The organism is Azotobacter vinelandii CA (assembly GCF_000380335.1).
Classification (GTDB): Bacteria; Pseudomonadota; Gammaproteobacteria; order Pseudomonadales; family Pseudomonadaceae; genus Azotobacter; species Azotobacter vinelandii.
In genome coordinates this window covers 3694650-3708015 of the sequence record NC_021149.1, presented here as the reverse complement: position 1 = coordinate 3708015, position 13366 = coordinate 3694650, and the positions used below count along the sequence as shown (strand labels likewise).

The following is a 13366-nucleotide window of genomic DNA, read 5'->3' as shown; positions in this document are numbered from 1 at the left end:
CGCAATTACGTAAACCATACTGCCGATACCCTACAGAACTATAATTTGCTTATGGAGCTGCTGTTCCTGCACGTCTTTTTTGAAAGCATCAAAAAGCAGCTCGTCTTTGATCAGTTGATCAATTCTCATCCTTCCCGCTACTAGATCATATACAAGCCAATAGTAGGAGACTAGTAAGTCATGGATTTCTGGTGAAATTGTATGGCCTCGTACGAAGTCAGTGCCGATTGCCACATTCATTTGAGCTGCATAAATTTTATTGGTTAAATTATGAAAATCATTTCCCAAGTCGAAGTAGACAAGTGGTACCTCATACCGCCTAGAAACGATATCGGACTGGTATAGGTACATGAGGCCATCGTGACTAACCTTTACTTGAATCCCGGCGGACACACCTGAGTTGTTACCGCGCACCAGTTGTAATAGTTCTTGGGTAGTATTTTCCTTATGAATCCAAATAATATCTCTTTGAGGGTTGGTTGCGTTATACTTTTGAGGGTGGTGCCTCTGTGTAGAATTGAGTCCAGTACCTATTGCCTTGAAGTCGTCTAGCGCTTGGTGCGGCCTTCGACCTTTGCGCGCAACCATGCCCCATTTTCGGTTTGCGAATATGTTGCGATTGCACTCCTGCACGATAACAGCTTCGGCAATCTTGCCAAGCACCCGCATTACAGATACGTGAGGATCAGCGGTCACCACAACTCGAAATTGCAATAGTTCCGTGGAATCTATATCAACAAGCCCCAACTCATTAGTGAGGATGTTTAGCAGGTCGTAGCCGTGCGCATGAGCCACCAAATTAGTGTTACGCTGCCCATTTTGCCACGAAGACAGAGCCTGCTCCTCCGCGTAACTCCCATTCGGTAATTTTGCGACAACGACCAATTGTGTTTGCGGTGTAAGTGGGTTTCCAAAGCGATCAATCAGCGTTGTCTTTTGCATGCAATAAAACTTTCCTTTTTATGCGCAATTTACTAAATTGATGCGTAAACGCTTAAAGTAAGCTGTCGAGCCGTGAATGACTGCTCAACCATTTTGGTGGCTTTGCGCTAAATACGCAATTACTAATCTTTTAAAAAGTAATGTCATGCTGCTGTATATCGGCAGTCCGGGTGACGGAAAAACGATTTCACCAACTCCGGCAACTTCTGGATTCTGCGCAGCGCGCCCAGGGCCAACCTCTTCATTTCCTCCCGGTTCTGCACAAGACGCCTGAAGACACTGCGCTTGACGTGCCCCCAGACCTGCTCGTCCGGTTCAGCTGTGGCGAGTACGGCGGCAGATGGAAGAGTTTCAGGCGCCCCGCCTGCTCCTCGACGAACGCCCTGACCAGCCGGGCCTTGTGCACCGGATGGCCATCGACGATCACGAAGACCGGCTGCTCGGCACCGATCAGCAGGCGCTTGAGAAACTCGCGGAACACGCTGGCCGTCACCGTCCCGTCGTGCAGCATGAAGCGGAACTCACCGCGCGTCCCGACCGCCGACAGCATGTTCACCGAGAAGCGTCGGCCGGTCACCTCGACCACCGGCGTTTCCCCCTGCAGTGCCCAGGTCGTGCCGGCATGGTAGTCGGAGCGCAGGCCCGACTCGTCTGCGAAGTAGATCCTTGCCCCCGCTGCACGGGCCTCGGCCCGAATCGCCGGGTAGGTCTCGCTTTCCCACTGGCGCACCAGCGCCGCATCCTGCTGCCAGGCGCGATACAAGGGTTTTTGCGCGGTGAAGCCGAGCAGCTTCATGATCCGGCTCACGGCGGACAGCGACAGCGTCTTGCCGAACTGACGGCGGATCAGTTCGGCAATCAGCGACAGGGTCCACAGGCCGAATTCGAAGCGGTATTGCAGCGGCGAGTGGTCCCGAACGGCCTGTGCCAGCCATCGCATTTCCTCGGCACTGATCCTGGGCGGACGTCCGGGAACCGGCTTGGCGAGCAGGGCGTTCTGTCCGCCATTGGCAAAGTCGGACAGCCAGCGAAAGACGCTGCGGATATTGACGCCGAAGGCGGCCGCCACGCTTTGGACGGTTTGCCCCTCGCGAACGGCCTTGATCGCCTGTTGACGCATGACCTGGAGGGAGTGGTGGTCGATTGCCCGACCATCGGAGTTTCGTTTGCATTTCATCGGGGTATTGTCTCTCAATATGACAATACTTTCGATAGGCTTAGTAAGCCAGTCTGATTTCTGGATGCCGTGACCGTCCGTTCTGGGGCGAATTGCCAGAGCCGGCCGTCCGCTTTGGGTCGACTCCGGCCTGTCCGGCAGAGGTCGATCCAAAGAAAGCCGCATACGGCCGTCCCGTTGGTAGTGGTGGCCTTCCAGCCCATTTCCCTTTTGAGTCGTTTACTCCCGCTGTAAGCCGTACAGGACGGTCTGCCCCTGCTGGCTTTGCGGATGCTTTCTGCCAAAATTGCGCCGCTGCTTGCATTTTGATAAGGCGCAAGAAATTGCGTCATTAAAGAGATTTTGAAAGATGCCATCCATTACTGTCCGAAACGTGCCTGATGAAGTACATCGCGCCATCCGTGTGCAGGCCGCTCAGCATGGCCGTAGCATCGAGGCCGAAATGCGCGACATCTTGGAAACTGCCGTGAGGCCGCAGGGCCGGGTCAAGCTGGGTTCGCTGCTGTCCGAAATCGGCCGCAAGGTCAAGCTGACCGAGGAAGCGTTCGCCATCTTCGAGAGTGCGCGCGACAGAACCCTAGCCCTTTGAATGATCCTGCTGATGCGAACGTGATTTCCGAGCCGCTGCGCCCATCGCCCAAGGCTTGCGTCAGTGAGTGGATCGACGCGCAGCCGCTGGAAACGCTCTACTTGTTCGTGTATTACAGATGCTTCTCGCCGATCCGGGTTCCACCGTTAGCCAGGGTGATCGTCATTTTAGTGACCTTTACCACCAAGGCCTTGGTGTGATTCCAGTCCAGATTGTCTTCTTTTGCTGCCACCGGGGTTCCTTCGAGTTCGATGCTGATACGCCGGCCTTTCTGTAGGGCAGATGAGAAGGTTCTGGCTTGCTCGGGGGGAATGTCGATGAAGCTCAGGTCTTCCGCATTTTCAAAGGTAGCGGCATAACTATTACCGAATGGGATATAGCTTCCTTTTCCGAAGCCAGTGGGAAATGCCTTGCGTTCGAAGTCATACTCCCCAAGGTTTCCAGTAATTTGAAAAGAAACCAGATTGTTCGCTTTTGCTTGATTGAGTTTTTCCTCGAGGACAGGTTTTATTTGCTCGAAAAGATCATGACGAGTAAATTCATCTCTCGCGGTTCGGTAGTCGACAGAAATCATTTCGGCAAGTTTGGTGTCTGGTGTCCTTATATCGGCGCGGGATTCATAATAATAGAATACATTGTTATCGTTGATCTGGGTTCCGCCTGCGATTGCACCTGTCGACAGGCTCAGCAAAACCATTCCAGCGAGTTTTTTCATTTATATTTTCCTTGGTCCTAAAAGGGCATGGTGGTCCAGAAACGGTCCAGCCGATATTTAACTGACTTTCGAGCGCCGGCTTCAGTGGCAAATTGCCGCTATGCAATGCTTCCCTGTGACGCTGCATTGCCCGTCTGGCCTCTTGCTGCTATCGTTACATGTAGCAAATATGCCGCAAGCAAGGGGAGGTCATATGCAGACCGTGCGTGAGCGGGTCAGGAAGCGGCGCGAGGCGCTGCGGGCTGCTGGGTTGCGCCCGGTGCAAATCTGGGTGCCGGACACCCGTGCTCCCGGCTTTGCGGAAGAGGCGAGGCGGCAGTGCCTTCTCGTACAGAATGATCCGCAAGAGAAAGAAAGTCTGGAGTGGCTGGAAAGCGCGGCTGACACAGAGGGGTGGGAATGAATCGAGGTGCCGTGGTGGTGGTCGCCTTGCAGGGCGCCTACGGAAAGCCTCGCCCGGCGTTGGTCATCCAGTCCGATCTGTTCTCGGCGTTGCCTTCCGTGACCATTCTTCCTATCACGAGCGATTTGCGGGAGGCGCCGCTTTATCGCATCGACATCGAGGCCGCGCCGAGAACCGGGTTGCACAAGCCATCACAGATCATGGTGGACAAGCCGCAAACGATCCCCCGCGAGAAAGTGGGCGAGGTGATCGGCTCGGTCAACGCAGAAACCATGCTGGCCGTGAGTCGGTCGCTAACCGTGTTTCTCGGTATTGCTTGAGGCGAAATGACAAAGAAACCTAAGCCGACTCCAGTCTTCCAGAGCGAGGCGGAAGAGCGGACCTTCTGGGAGGAGCACGATTCGACGGATTACGTCGACTGGAGCCATGCCGAGCGCGTGGTCATGCCCAATTTGAAGCCGACTGATGCCTTGTCAGTAGACAAAAATCGGCGTATATGATGGCGCTTTGATATTGCTGAAGTTCGTTTGAGAGGGCAGTGGAGGGACACTTATGAGCATCAAGGACAAAGATTCAAACGTATTCGTCTCCTTGGGCCTTGTTCTGGTCGATATCTACGCGGCCATTCCGCCTCGGAACGCCTCCAGTCTGTGGGGGCGTCTGCTTAAGGTCGCGATCGTACTTGGCCTGCTTTTTTGTTTGAAAGATTTGATCAAGGGCTTGTTGGTGCTGGCGGCGATTGGCGCTTTGGCTTACTTCTCGCCCTCGCGGTCATCAAAAGATATTGACGCGCCGTATGGTCGAGATGTATTTGGCCACCGTCTCGACCAATGGGGGCATCGAGACGATGGTCCGTAATAAAGGTTGATGGAGGTTTAGTCTCCTTTCTTTCCTTTGTTGAAGCCGCTTTTAGCTCCGCTGTACGTGTCGTTTACAACTCCAAAACCTTTAGTCCCGGCATTTTGAGCGGCTTTAGTTCCGTCTGACAGTCCTTCCAATACCTTGCCTGCCTGGATGCCGGCCCAGCCCAGCGCCCCAACCCAGAACATAGGAAGGATAATGAACATCGCGCCTATCACGTAGTTGAGCAGAATGCTCTGTGATTCGTTTTGCATGCCTATAAGCGGGTCGAAGGTCAAGCTCTGCAATCCCGAACCATATAGAGCATCGAGAATCGTGCTATCGACCCAGCGAGCCAGTTCGAACCAGAAGTCGACGAACATGATCGCGAAATAGATCACGCTCATCGTCATGGCCACTTGCAGTTGGTAGGCGCCGATGAGCAGCACCATGGGCAGGCAGATGACCATCGCCATCTTCAGGAACGCCAACACCATGGGCAGCCCTTGCCGAACGATGTCCACACCAGGGAAGTATTCGGTGGCGCCGGTGATGATACCGATGGTGCCGAGCGTTCTGGTCAGGGCATGCGAGATCGTTTGTCCCTCACCAGCCCGTCCGCCGTAATCCGAATAAACTGCTCCAGCGAGTTGCCGATTGGGCGAGACGAGTTCCCGAATCACCGCATCGGTGACTTCCTCCTGAGACAGCCAGTTCGCCCAGCCCTGGAACCGGGTCAGTAGATCCGGGGCGACCTGGGCCTGCAGGCGGGCCCGCAGGCCTTTCCCGCTGTCGGACCACCACTGCTTGCACGTCGGATAGCCGCCGCCTCCGGTGACCTGGGGCAGCCCGACGTCGCGCTTGGCGTCGTAGGGCCAGGCCGCCCTGGGTGTCTTGGAATAGTCGGTGTCGTAGTAGCCGGCGGTGTCCAGGAAGAAGCGGCTGCCGATCCAGTTCAGGTCCTGCAGGGCCTTCGCATCGTTGGCCATTGCGCCGAGGTCCGGCTGCCGCATGAAGAGCCTGGCCCGAGAGGGGCCGAAGCAGTCGTGGCTGAAGTCGGCCACTTCCTGGGCGAGCAGGGGGTTGGCGATCCGCGTCGCGTCGACCTCCATGCGCATCTGGCGAAGGTCCGTCCCGCAGGGGATCGCCGCTACCGCGCCGCTGGTGATGCCCTTGGACAGCGCGTGCATGAAGGCCCACCAGATCGGCACCTGGGCGCTCTTGCCGGCCAGGCTGCTGAAGGTCGTGCTCCAGCCGGTGTCGGCCGGCGCCGGCACGGTGGTCTGGCATTGCTGGGCGCGCTCCTGGTCGAACTGGAGGGTGTCGAGGCCGACGTGGACGGCCGGTATACCGGCGAGGGAGACGACCATGTAGCCGACATAGAGGTGCGTCTCGATCCGGGCGAGCGAGAGGACGCCCTTGTTGCCCTCGTCGGCGCCTTCCTGGCGGACCTTCAGCCATTCGCGGGCGACGATGACGATGAACGGCACGGCGAACAGGCCGGTGTCGGAAATCAGGTTCCAGATCCCGTTGTTGACCAGCCAGCCGACCAGCGTCAGGTAATACTCCAGGTAGTCGTTGGTGTAGAGCGTGACGGTCATAGAACCTCCATCCAGTTCACCGGCGCCTTGATGAGTTCGACGATCGCGGCCAGCAGCACGATCAGGCCCTCGATGCGGCGCAGGCGGTTGCGTGCGGGGCCGGGCTCGGGAAGGGGCAAGCGCCGCCTGAGCCCGATCCAGGCGGTGGCGATGCCGGCGTACAGGCAGAGCCTCCAGGCCAGCAGGCCCAGGTAGTTGTCGGCCCGCCAGGTCAGCCACTGCTCGACGCCGCCGAAGAGCTGGATGGCGAGGCTGCCGAGCAGCACGCCGGCGATCACCAGGCCGACCGTGAGAACCAGGGCGACGGCCAGCTCCCGGAGCAAATTGGGTTTTTTGCGGGGTTGCAGATCCATGGCGGATCACTCCTTGGCGGACGACTTCTGCAGTTGCTGCAGACGGTCGGTTTCAGGGGCGGCCGGCAGGACGGAACGGGAGTTCTCGGTCCGGCTCTGGCCGCGTTCGACGATCGCCAGCGGCGAGTTCTTGGAGAGTTCGCGGCGCAGGTCCAGCTCCATCTTCAGGTTGTCGATCTCCTTCTGCAGGACCGCGGTCTGCTGCCCCACCGCGCTCACGGCCAGCGCGTTCGCGGCCACGTTCGGCTCGCGTGCGCCGGAGTTCAGCAGGCGCGTCAGCAACAACGCTTGGCCGAGGACCTCGGACAAGGCGACTTCCGAGGCCAGGCGCTGGGCGAGTACCTTCTGGTCGCGTTCGTCGCGCAGGGCGGCGATCACCCCGCGGGTGACGGGCAGCGAGTCGCTGCTGGCCTGGCGCAGCTTCTCGTCGGTGATTTCGGTACCCGGCTTGAGAAGCTCTTCGATCGCCTTGATCTTCTCGTCGTAGGTTTCCTGGATGAGCAGCGTCAGGCCCACCCCCGGCGTCGATTCGCTGGCACAGCCCTCGCAGGTCCTGATCTGCTGCTCGCCGAGCACGCGGTTGCCGAACGCGGCGGCTTCCGCCGGCGACTCCCAGTAGCCGCAGACCAGTCCGTTGGCGCAGCTATCCGCCGGAATGCTCGAGGTGTTGGTGGGCGAGCGCCGGTTGAGCTGGTTGTAGCCGGCCCTGGTCACGTCGCCGACCACGCGGATCGGCTGCTGGCCGGCACCGCCGGCCTGGGTGCCGCCGACCCAGGTGACGCCGCCGCTGCCGGGCGCGCTCTCGGACTTGTCCACCACCTCGACCGCGTCGGCGCTGGTGGACAGGGCCTGGCCCATCTTCTGGGCCTGGGCGACGGTTCCCCAGCCCATCTGGTTGCCGGCGATGTCGGCCATGCGCTCGACGAGCGAGCGGCAGGCCCCCTTGGAGCGGTCGTAGTCCAGGCGCGCCTGCAGGATGCCGTTGGTGAGCAGGTTGTACAGGGCCGGGTTGGAACGCTGCAGGGCCAGCGCGGGCAGGGAGGAGACCGCTCCGGTGACGTTCTGGATCACCGTGCTCATGATGGTCTGGAAACCGTTGGTCGCGCCGTTGAGCTGGTTCTCCAGGGTGTTGCTCAGGCTCATGTTTCCGCAGATGAGGTTGTTCTGCCAGCCCATCCCCACGGTGATGCTTTCCATCTGCCCGGCGCTGCCCATCGTCACGGCACTCCCGCCGCCGATGTTGTAGAGCACGTCGTCGCCGATGACGCTGCCCTGGGCTTCGACCTTGATGGGATCGACCGCCAGGGCCGTCGCGCCGCTCAGGCTGAGCGCGAGGCCCGCCAGGCCCGCTGCTTGGGTGATGCGTTTCATGTACTGCTCCCGTCACCGAGGATCATTGGACGTCCGTGCTACCCAGAAAGCGCTGGCCGCGCCGCTGGCAGCAGGCGTAGGGGCGCCAGAGCGCCCAGGCATAGGCCCCGTCCGCGGCCTGGGCGTGGCTGCCGCCGTTGGGGAACACCGCGCAGCTCTGGCTGAGGCGCGGGGTCAGCTCCTGCCATTTCCCGGTGCGGGCATTGCCCTCGAGCAACTCGCCGGCGGGCCAATAGCCGTCCTGGGGATGGGCCAGCATCGGCAGGTAGACGTGCGGTTGCCCCTGGCGCGTGGTGATGTCGCCGGCACGCTGGGCGAAGACCGCCCCGGCCTTGTGGTCGTCGGTCTGGTGCAGGAAGCCGCTACGGGGATAGACGCTGCCCCACAGGTCGCCGGAGAGCGTGCCGCCCACCTCGCGCATCCCGGGGACCAGCGCCTCCGGGTAGACCGACTCGGGAACGCCATGGCGCCAGGCGAGGCTGTCCAGTGTGCTCAGCAGGTACGGGACGAGCGGGCTGGTCGCGCCCCGGCAGGCGTAGCCGGAGGCACTGGCGAAGCGGCTGAAGACCGCGCCGCCCGGATGGCCGATGACGTCGGCCTCCTTGAACTTGGCGAGGTTGTTCTCGTTGCCGTGGTTCGTGGTCCCGTCGTTGCCCGCTTGGGCTGCGACGTTCGGGGCGCCCAGGGCGCTGACCTCGCTCCAGGGGTTGTCGCCGGTGTTGGCGTAGGCGGACACCACGGCGTCGGGAATGTAGTGGCGCACCTTCGTCGAAGTGCGCACCCGGCAGCCGGCCGAGCAGTACAGCCAGTAGCAGATGCCGACCACCTTGTATTCCAGGCAGTCGGGCGACAGCGTCGAGGCGACGATGGCGGCGGTATCGAGCGCGACCGAGGTGCCGACCGGCAGGGTCGTGGCGATCGCCAGGGCCAGGGGACGCAGCGGTGAGCGTTTCATCGCGTCCTCCGGGCTTCGATCAGCCGCAGGGCCGCCGCGACGTCGGGCTGGCCGTAGACGACGTACCGGCGGTCGACGACCACAGCGGGGATCTTCGCCACCCCGACGCTCCAAGCGTCGGTGAGATCCTGCTGGGCCTTGGCCAGCTCCTGCTGCAGGCGCTGGCCTTGCGGGGAGTTCATGACGCGCTGCGCCGCACGGGCGGCCTGCTCGGGGTCGTCGGGGAGCGATCGGGAGAGAAGGTCCTCGAGGCGCTGCTGCTCATCCAACTGGATGAGGCGGACGCCGGCGGGGAGGGTAACGGGATGGGCCCGGTCGGTCACGACCCAGGTTTCGGCCTGGGCGCTGGCGATGGCCGCCATGGCCACGAAAACGCAGAAACCGGCGGTCTTGCGGCGTGGGGAGATTGCGGGAGGTCTGGGCATGATGCTGCACCTGGTGGTTGGTCAGGCACAGCAAATCGGAATGGCGTGCAGGACGCAGCAGGAAAACCTAAACGCGACGGGTTGGTATTTTTTCGGGCGGGTGGGGCGTCGCAGGGAAGAGGCGGGGAGTCGGGCTTGCAATCACGGAAATGGTGGTGGAGCGTCACTGTGTCGGAAAGCGTGACGTTGGTGTTTCCACGGAGGTGACAGTCGGGGGATCAGTCCGCTTTGGGCCGAATCACGCTTGGTCGTGACCGGAAGCAGTCGACCCGGAGCGATCATTCGGTAATGCCTTAATTACCCCTGTCCCCTTATTTACCTGCCATGCTGGCTTCCGCCTCACGCAGGAAGCCGATGATCTGTTCTTCGGAAAAGCGCTTCTTCACGTCCAATCTCCTTCAGATGGGGAGTTGGATTCCGAACTGCTGTGCTACTTAAACTGTGGGCGCCGCACTTTCAGAGTGATGTAAAGCCGCTTCAGAGAGTGGGAGTATTGTAGCGTAGGATGGAGTGCACAAAGGTGAGTCAGTGACTTGGAAAGGCATCAGAATAGGTCGAGTCCCTGATGTGGCTGAGGTAGCGGCAGAGCATGACCGAGATACAATCACCATGGGTCTATGAGCAGACGTGGAAGATGCGCTGGGAGAAGCTCGAGGAGTTGGATGGCGGCGGCCAAGGCGAAGCGTATCGCGCGCGACGCAAGTCCGACGGGAAGATCGGATTCCTCAAGATCATCAAATCGAAGAATGTTGCTGAGCGCCGGGCTCGCTTCTTCCGCGAGGCGACCGCCTATGACAGCTTCGGCGTTGACGGTATTCCTAAGCTCATAGAGAGCAACGCACATCGACACGCAGACGGCACTGTCGCTCCTTTCATCGTGACCGAATTCATCGCGGGAACCACGCTGCGGTCGTGGCGCGAATCGCAAGCGTCAGTGTTGATTGAAACGGCCGTGACGATCACATCGCGCCTGCTCGATATCCTTCAGGCCTGCCATGCGCAGGGGTGCGTCCATCGCGACGTAAAGCCCGACAACATCATCCTCGAAGGTGGCGTTTCGGAGCGCGTCTGGTTGCTCGATTTCGGGATCAGCCATCACGATCTTGCTGATATCGACTTCCAGACCGAGCATTGGCAGGAGGTCGGCAACCGGTTTTTACGGCTTCCGGAATTGTCGGCCGGCAGCCTATCGAAACAAGATCCTAGGTCGGACATCTGCTTTGCTGCAGGCATCCTCTTCTATCTACTCACCGGCGACCATCCCGATGTGCTTGAAGATGGCGAGGGCCGATTGCCACACCAGCGAACGAGCGCGCTGGCAAAGATCCAGCACGCCGCTTCGTCCCGGTTAACGCGGGTCCTTGCTCTCTTCGATGAGGCTTTTGCCACTCGCATGGTCAACCGCTTCGCCAGCGTGCAGGCGATGCGCGAACGAATGGACAGGATTATGCAAGATCAACCACCCAGTTCATCGGCGGACGAGAACTTGGCTGTGATTCGCGAACTACTCGACACCGACGCTAACCGCCGCCTGAGGGCAACGATCGCGAAGCTCAGCGACGCGCTAAGGATGGTGCAGCAGGTCTTCAATCAGGTGCAAAAATCCATCGGCGGCAATCTGTCGATCAGTCAGACCAACTGGGATGTTTCCGGCGAAAGGGGTCAAAACACGTTGTTCTGGTCACGCCAGGGATCGACCGATCGCATCTTATCGGTCACCTGTGAGTCCGTGCCCGCTGGCGAGGAGCTTCTCCTGCGTATGTCGGGCGAGACCGTGTATCGCACCGACCTTGCTCAGCCGGACTTTGGTGATGATTTTCAGGACGCGGTCCGGACTTGGCTGGCCGCCCGGCTCCTCGCCGTTCTCAGCGACCCCAATGCTCTTCCATCCGAGGCGGACATCTTCCAAGAGATTAGACCCTTCGGATCGCTTGAGGCAGCAGCAGTCGAAGCCGGCCGGCGTAATTGCTCGATTCTGGCCTTCGTCTATGATCCGACCCAGCCGGAACGCGGCAAGCTGCGATGGGCACTCGATTACTTCCTGCGGAACCGGCGCACGCGCGACATCATGAACGGAGCCTTCGTCACCGTGCTTGTGCCCCTCGCGGCCATCGCGGCTGTCTCCGAGATCCTGAAGCAGCAATCGATGGAGCAATCCCGTTGGGTCGTACTAAACCAGCAGCTTCGCCCGCTGGAGCAGCAGGTCATCTGCGCCAATGCGCAGGAGGCGGAGCGGATCGTCAGCGTGCTGGCTGAACGCTACGCGGCTGGCTTGGGATCGTTGGCATGATCTATCGATCAGAGACGGGCTCTTCAGCGCTGCCTTGATGAGCTTCGCGACGTGCTAGACGGTGGGGCGGTCGACAAACTGGCACCGGACCGGCAAGGATCGGGGCGCGGCTATGTGGGGGCGTGCTTCACGGCCTGTCGAAATGCGGCTCCCTCCAGAACGAGGTGACTCTAGCGTCCTTACGGAGGCCTGGCATCCTGTTCGAACAGGGCTCGCTGCGGCTGACCGCCGATGTGACGGCGGTTTTGGACGAAGGTCTCGACAAGGACAACCCCTATCACGAACTGAGTCAATTGGTCGAAGCCACCAAGAACAAGCCAAGCTACCCATCGGCGGTCTCGATCTGCGCGTTCGTGCTAAGCACGAGAGCACGAAGTGCGGAGCCCGCACGGTGCTGCTGCCACCTCGAGGGAGATTGCAGGAGTTCGTCTGTCAGATGATCGTGCCGTGTTGCGCGAGCAGATGACCGCCAGGACGTTCCCGCTGCGCATCGTGATCAACGATGATGTCGCTCTCGACATCACCATTGATCCGACCAAGTCACCTTATAGTTCAGGCAGCTTCCCGTTTATGAAATGAAGAAGCGCACTGAATGAGTAGGCCATGATGCTTCCTTGGTTTCCGGTACGCCTGCTGCAGGGCCAGCAGGCCAGATCAGGGATTCCCGCCATTCGCACCCGGCGGTTCGGAACCAACCGACGCCTGCCGATCGAGCCAGTCCATGGCCGACAGCAGGGTCGCCTCGTCGGCTGGTCCTTCCAGCGTCAGGGAGCGCCCGCTGCGGTTGTCGGTGATCTCCACGCTCGGGGTGGCCTGGATGCCGCGCTTTTTCGCCTCGATCCGCTGCTGCTCGACCAGCAGGGCGATGCCCGGATCGGTGTCCGCGCACAGCTCCAGGACATCGGGTTTGACGTTGGGCACGTCCAACGGGCCGGTGAAGCCGAGTCCGTTGCTGCCGGTCCTCGCGAGGACCTGGTCGATGGCCGTCCAGAAGGCCTCCCGGCCGCCATGGACGCCGGCGCACTGGACCAGCCGGGCTTCGTGAACGGCAGCCTGGCCATGCCCCGGCAGGGGAACGTGATGCCACTGCAGGTTCACCTGCGGATGCCGGCCTACCCAGCGCTTCAGGTCTGGCGTGTAGGTCTTGCAGTACGGGCATTCCAGGTCCGCGTATTCGGTGATCGTCCAGCGGGCGTCGGGCTCGCCCAGAGGCCACGGGCCTGTTTCGGAGCGCGTTGCCTCCTGGTGGAGGTAGGCGAGGATCGCCACCGTCCCCAGCAGCGCTACGACCAGGAGCAGGGGCACCAGGCAGTCCTCGACCCAGTTCCATTGGGGGCCCTTGACCCCGGTGTGCCGTTTCGAAAGCCTCTCTCCCTTCATTTGGGCGTTCCCGGTACTGCCAGAAGGGGGATGAGTGCCTGTCTGCGCAGGGCTTCCATCAACGCAGCCTCGGCCGTGTCCGGTTGGGGATGCTGTTGCAGCCATTCGTCCAGGGCGGCCTTGATCTGGGGGCCGATATCGCGGCGGTCGACCGCGCGCTCCTGGATCTGCTGCAGTTGCTCGATCAGGGCGGGGGCGCAGACCGCGAGGGTCTGCAAGGCGTCCTGGCCGGGTTGTTTCAGCAACTGGATCAGGCTTTCGATCAGGTTCTGGGTCAGGGAATTGAGTGCTCTCATGCCGGGCGCTCCGGTGCCGTCGATAGTGT

Annotated in this window: 16 protein-coding genes and 1 pseudogene; 7 read left to right on the top strand and 10 right to left on the bottom strand. The window is 60.6% G+C overall.

Going from position 1 to position 13366, the window contains the following annotated elements:
• Positions 1 to 30: 30 nt before the first annotated feature.
• Positions 31 to 942 (bottom strand): hypothetical protein, encoded by a 912-nt coding sequence (locus tag AVCA_RS25310; protein WP_236616215.1) that lies wholly within the window; start codon positions 940 to 942, stop codon positions 31 to 33.
• A 143-nt stretch (positions 943 to 1085) separates the two neighbouring features.
• Positions 1086 to 2119, bottom strand: a pseudogene (locus tag AVCA_RS16570) (IS630 family transposase).
• Positions 2120 to 2468: 349 nt separating this feature from the next.
• Between AVCA_RS16570 and AVCA_RS16565 the strand changes: the two are divergent.
• Entirely contained in the window at positions 2469 to 2708 is a 240-nt protein-coding gene (locus AVCA_RS16565) for a FitA-like ribbon-helix-helix domain-containing protein (RefSeq protein WP_175556057.1), read from the top strand.
• A 112-nt stretch (positions 2709 to 2820) separates the two neighbouring features.
• On the opposite strand, the gene AVCA_RS16560 is transcribed toward AVCA_RS16565, so the two are convergent.
• Positions 2821 to 3423 (bottom strand): DUF4852 domain-containing protein, encoded by a 603-nt coding sequence (locus AVCA_RS16560; protein WP_012702164.1) that lies wholly within the window; start codon positions 3421 to 3423, stop codon positions 2821 to 2823.
• Positions 3424 to 3616: 193 nt separating this feature from the next.
• On the opposite strand from AVCA_RS16560, the gene AVCA_RS16555 reads away from it, so the two are divergent.
• The 4 genes from AVCA_RS16555 to AVCA_RS16545 are packed head-to-tail and all read left to right on the top strand — an operon-like array spanning position 3617 to position 4684.
• On the top strand, positions 3617 to 3826 hold the full coding sequence (locus AVCA_RS16555; RefSeq protein WP_041807346.1) for an antitoxin MazE family protein: 210 nt from the start codon (positions 3617 to 3619) through the stop codon (positions 3824 to 3826).
• The gene (locus AVCA_RS16550) at positions 3823 to 4146 is read left to right on the top strand and encodes a type II toxin-antitoxin system PemK/MazF family toxin (RefSeq protein WP_012702163.1); all 324 of its coding nucleotides are present in this window, start codon (positions 3823 to 3825) and stop codon (positions 4144 to 4146) included. The genes AVCA_RS16555 and AVCA_RS16550 overlap by 4 nt, the downstream gene beginning before the upstream one ends.
• Positions 4147 to 4152: 6 nt before the next feature.
• Entirely contained in the window at positions 4153 to 4326 is a 174-nt protein-coding gene (locus AVCA_RS25300; protein ID WP_081434905.1) for a CopG family antitoxin, read from the top strand.
• A gap of 52 nt (positions 4327 to 4378) precedes the next feature.
• Entirely contained in the window at positions 4379 to 4684 is a 306-nt protein-coding gene (locus AVCA_RS16545; protein ID WP_041807344.1) for a hypothetical protein, read from the top strand.
• Between the two features lie 17 nt (positions 4685 to 4701).
• Here the strand turns inward: AVCA_RS16545 and AVCA_RS16540 are convergent, their stop codons facing one another.
• Genes AVCA_RS16540 through AVCA_RS16520 form a run of 5 tightly spaced genes read right to left on the bottom strand, consistent with a single transcriptional unit; the run spans position 4702 to position 9308 of the window.
• Positions 4702 to 6267 (bottom strand): conjugal transfer protein TraG N-terminal domain-containing protein, encoded by a 1566-nt coding sequence (locus AVCA_RS16540; RefSeq protein ID WP_012702162.1) that lies wholly within the window; start codon positions 6265 to 6267, stop codon positions 4702 to 4704.
• Positions 6264 to 6620 (bottom strand): hypothetical protein, encoded by a 357-nt coding sequence (locus tag AVCA_RS16535; protein WP_012702161.1) that lies wholly within the window; start codon positions 6618 to 6620, stop codon positions 6264 to 6266. The genes AVCA_RS16540 and AVCA_RS16535 overlap by 4 nt, the downstream gene beginning before the upstream one ends.
• Before the next feature lie 6 nt (positions 6621 to 6626).
• Complete coding sequence (locus tag AVCA_RS16530; protein WP_012702160.1) at positions 6627 to 7991, bottom strand: integrating conjugative element protein; 1365 nt, start codon at positions 7989 to 7991, stop codon at positions 6627 to 6629.
• Between the two features lie 22 nt (positions 7992 to 8013).
• Positions 8014 to 8946, bottom strand: coding sequence for a TIGR03756 family integrating conjugative element protein (locus AVCA_RS16525; protein ID WP_012702159.1), 933 nt, complete (start codon positions 8944 to 8946; stop codon positions 8014 to 8016).
• Positions 8943 to 9308 (bottom strand): TIGR03757 family integrating conjugative element protein, encoded by a 366-nt coding sequence (locus AVCA_RS16520; RefSeq protein WP_012702158.1) that lies wholly within the window; start codon positions 9306 to 9308, stop codon positions 8943 to 8945. The genes AVCA_RS16525 and AVCA_RS16520 overlap by 4 nt, the downstream gene beginning before the upstream one ends.
• A 652-nt stretch (positions 9309 to 9960) precedes the next feature.
• On the opposite strand from AVCA_RS16520, the gene AVCA_RS16510 reads away from it, so the two are divergent.
• On the top strand, positions 9961 to 11661 hold the full coding sequence (locus AVCA_RS16510) for a serine/threonine protein kinase (RefSeq protein WP_012702156.1): 1701 nt from the start codon (positions 9961 to 9963) through the stop codon (positions 11659 to 11661).
• A 447-nt stretch (positions 11662 to 12108) separates the two neighbouring features.
• Positions 12109 to 12240 carry a hypothetical protein gene (locus AVCA_RS27065; protein ID WP_012702155.1) on the top strand — a complete coding sequence of 44 codons (132 nt, stop codon included), beginning with the start codon at positions 12109 to 12111 and terminating at the stop codon, positions 12238 to 12240.
• A gap of 75 nt (positions 12241 to 12315) precedes the next feature.
• Here the strand turns inward: AVCA_RS27065 and AVCA_RS16505 are convergent, their stop codons facing one another.
• Together AVCA_RS16505 and AVCA_RS16500 are read right to left on the bottom strand one after the other, a co-directional pair.
• On the bottom strand, positions 12316 to 13041 hold the full coding sequence (locus AVCA_RS16505; protein WP_012702154.1) for a DsbA family protein: 726 nt from the start codon (positions 13039 to 13041) through the stop codon (positions 12316 to 12318).
• Complete coding sequence (locus tag AVCA_RS16500; RefSeq protein ID WP_012702153.1) at positions 13038 to 13337, bottom strand: hypothetical protein; 300 nt, start codon at positions 13335 to 13337, stop codon at positions 13038 to 13040. Before AVCA_RS16500 ends, AVCA_RS16505 begins: the two co-directional genes overlap by 4 nt.
• Positions 13338 to 13366 lie beyond the last annotated feature (29 nt).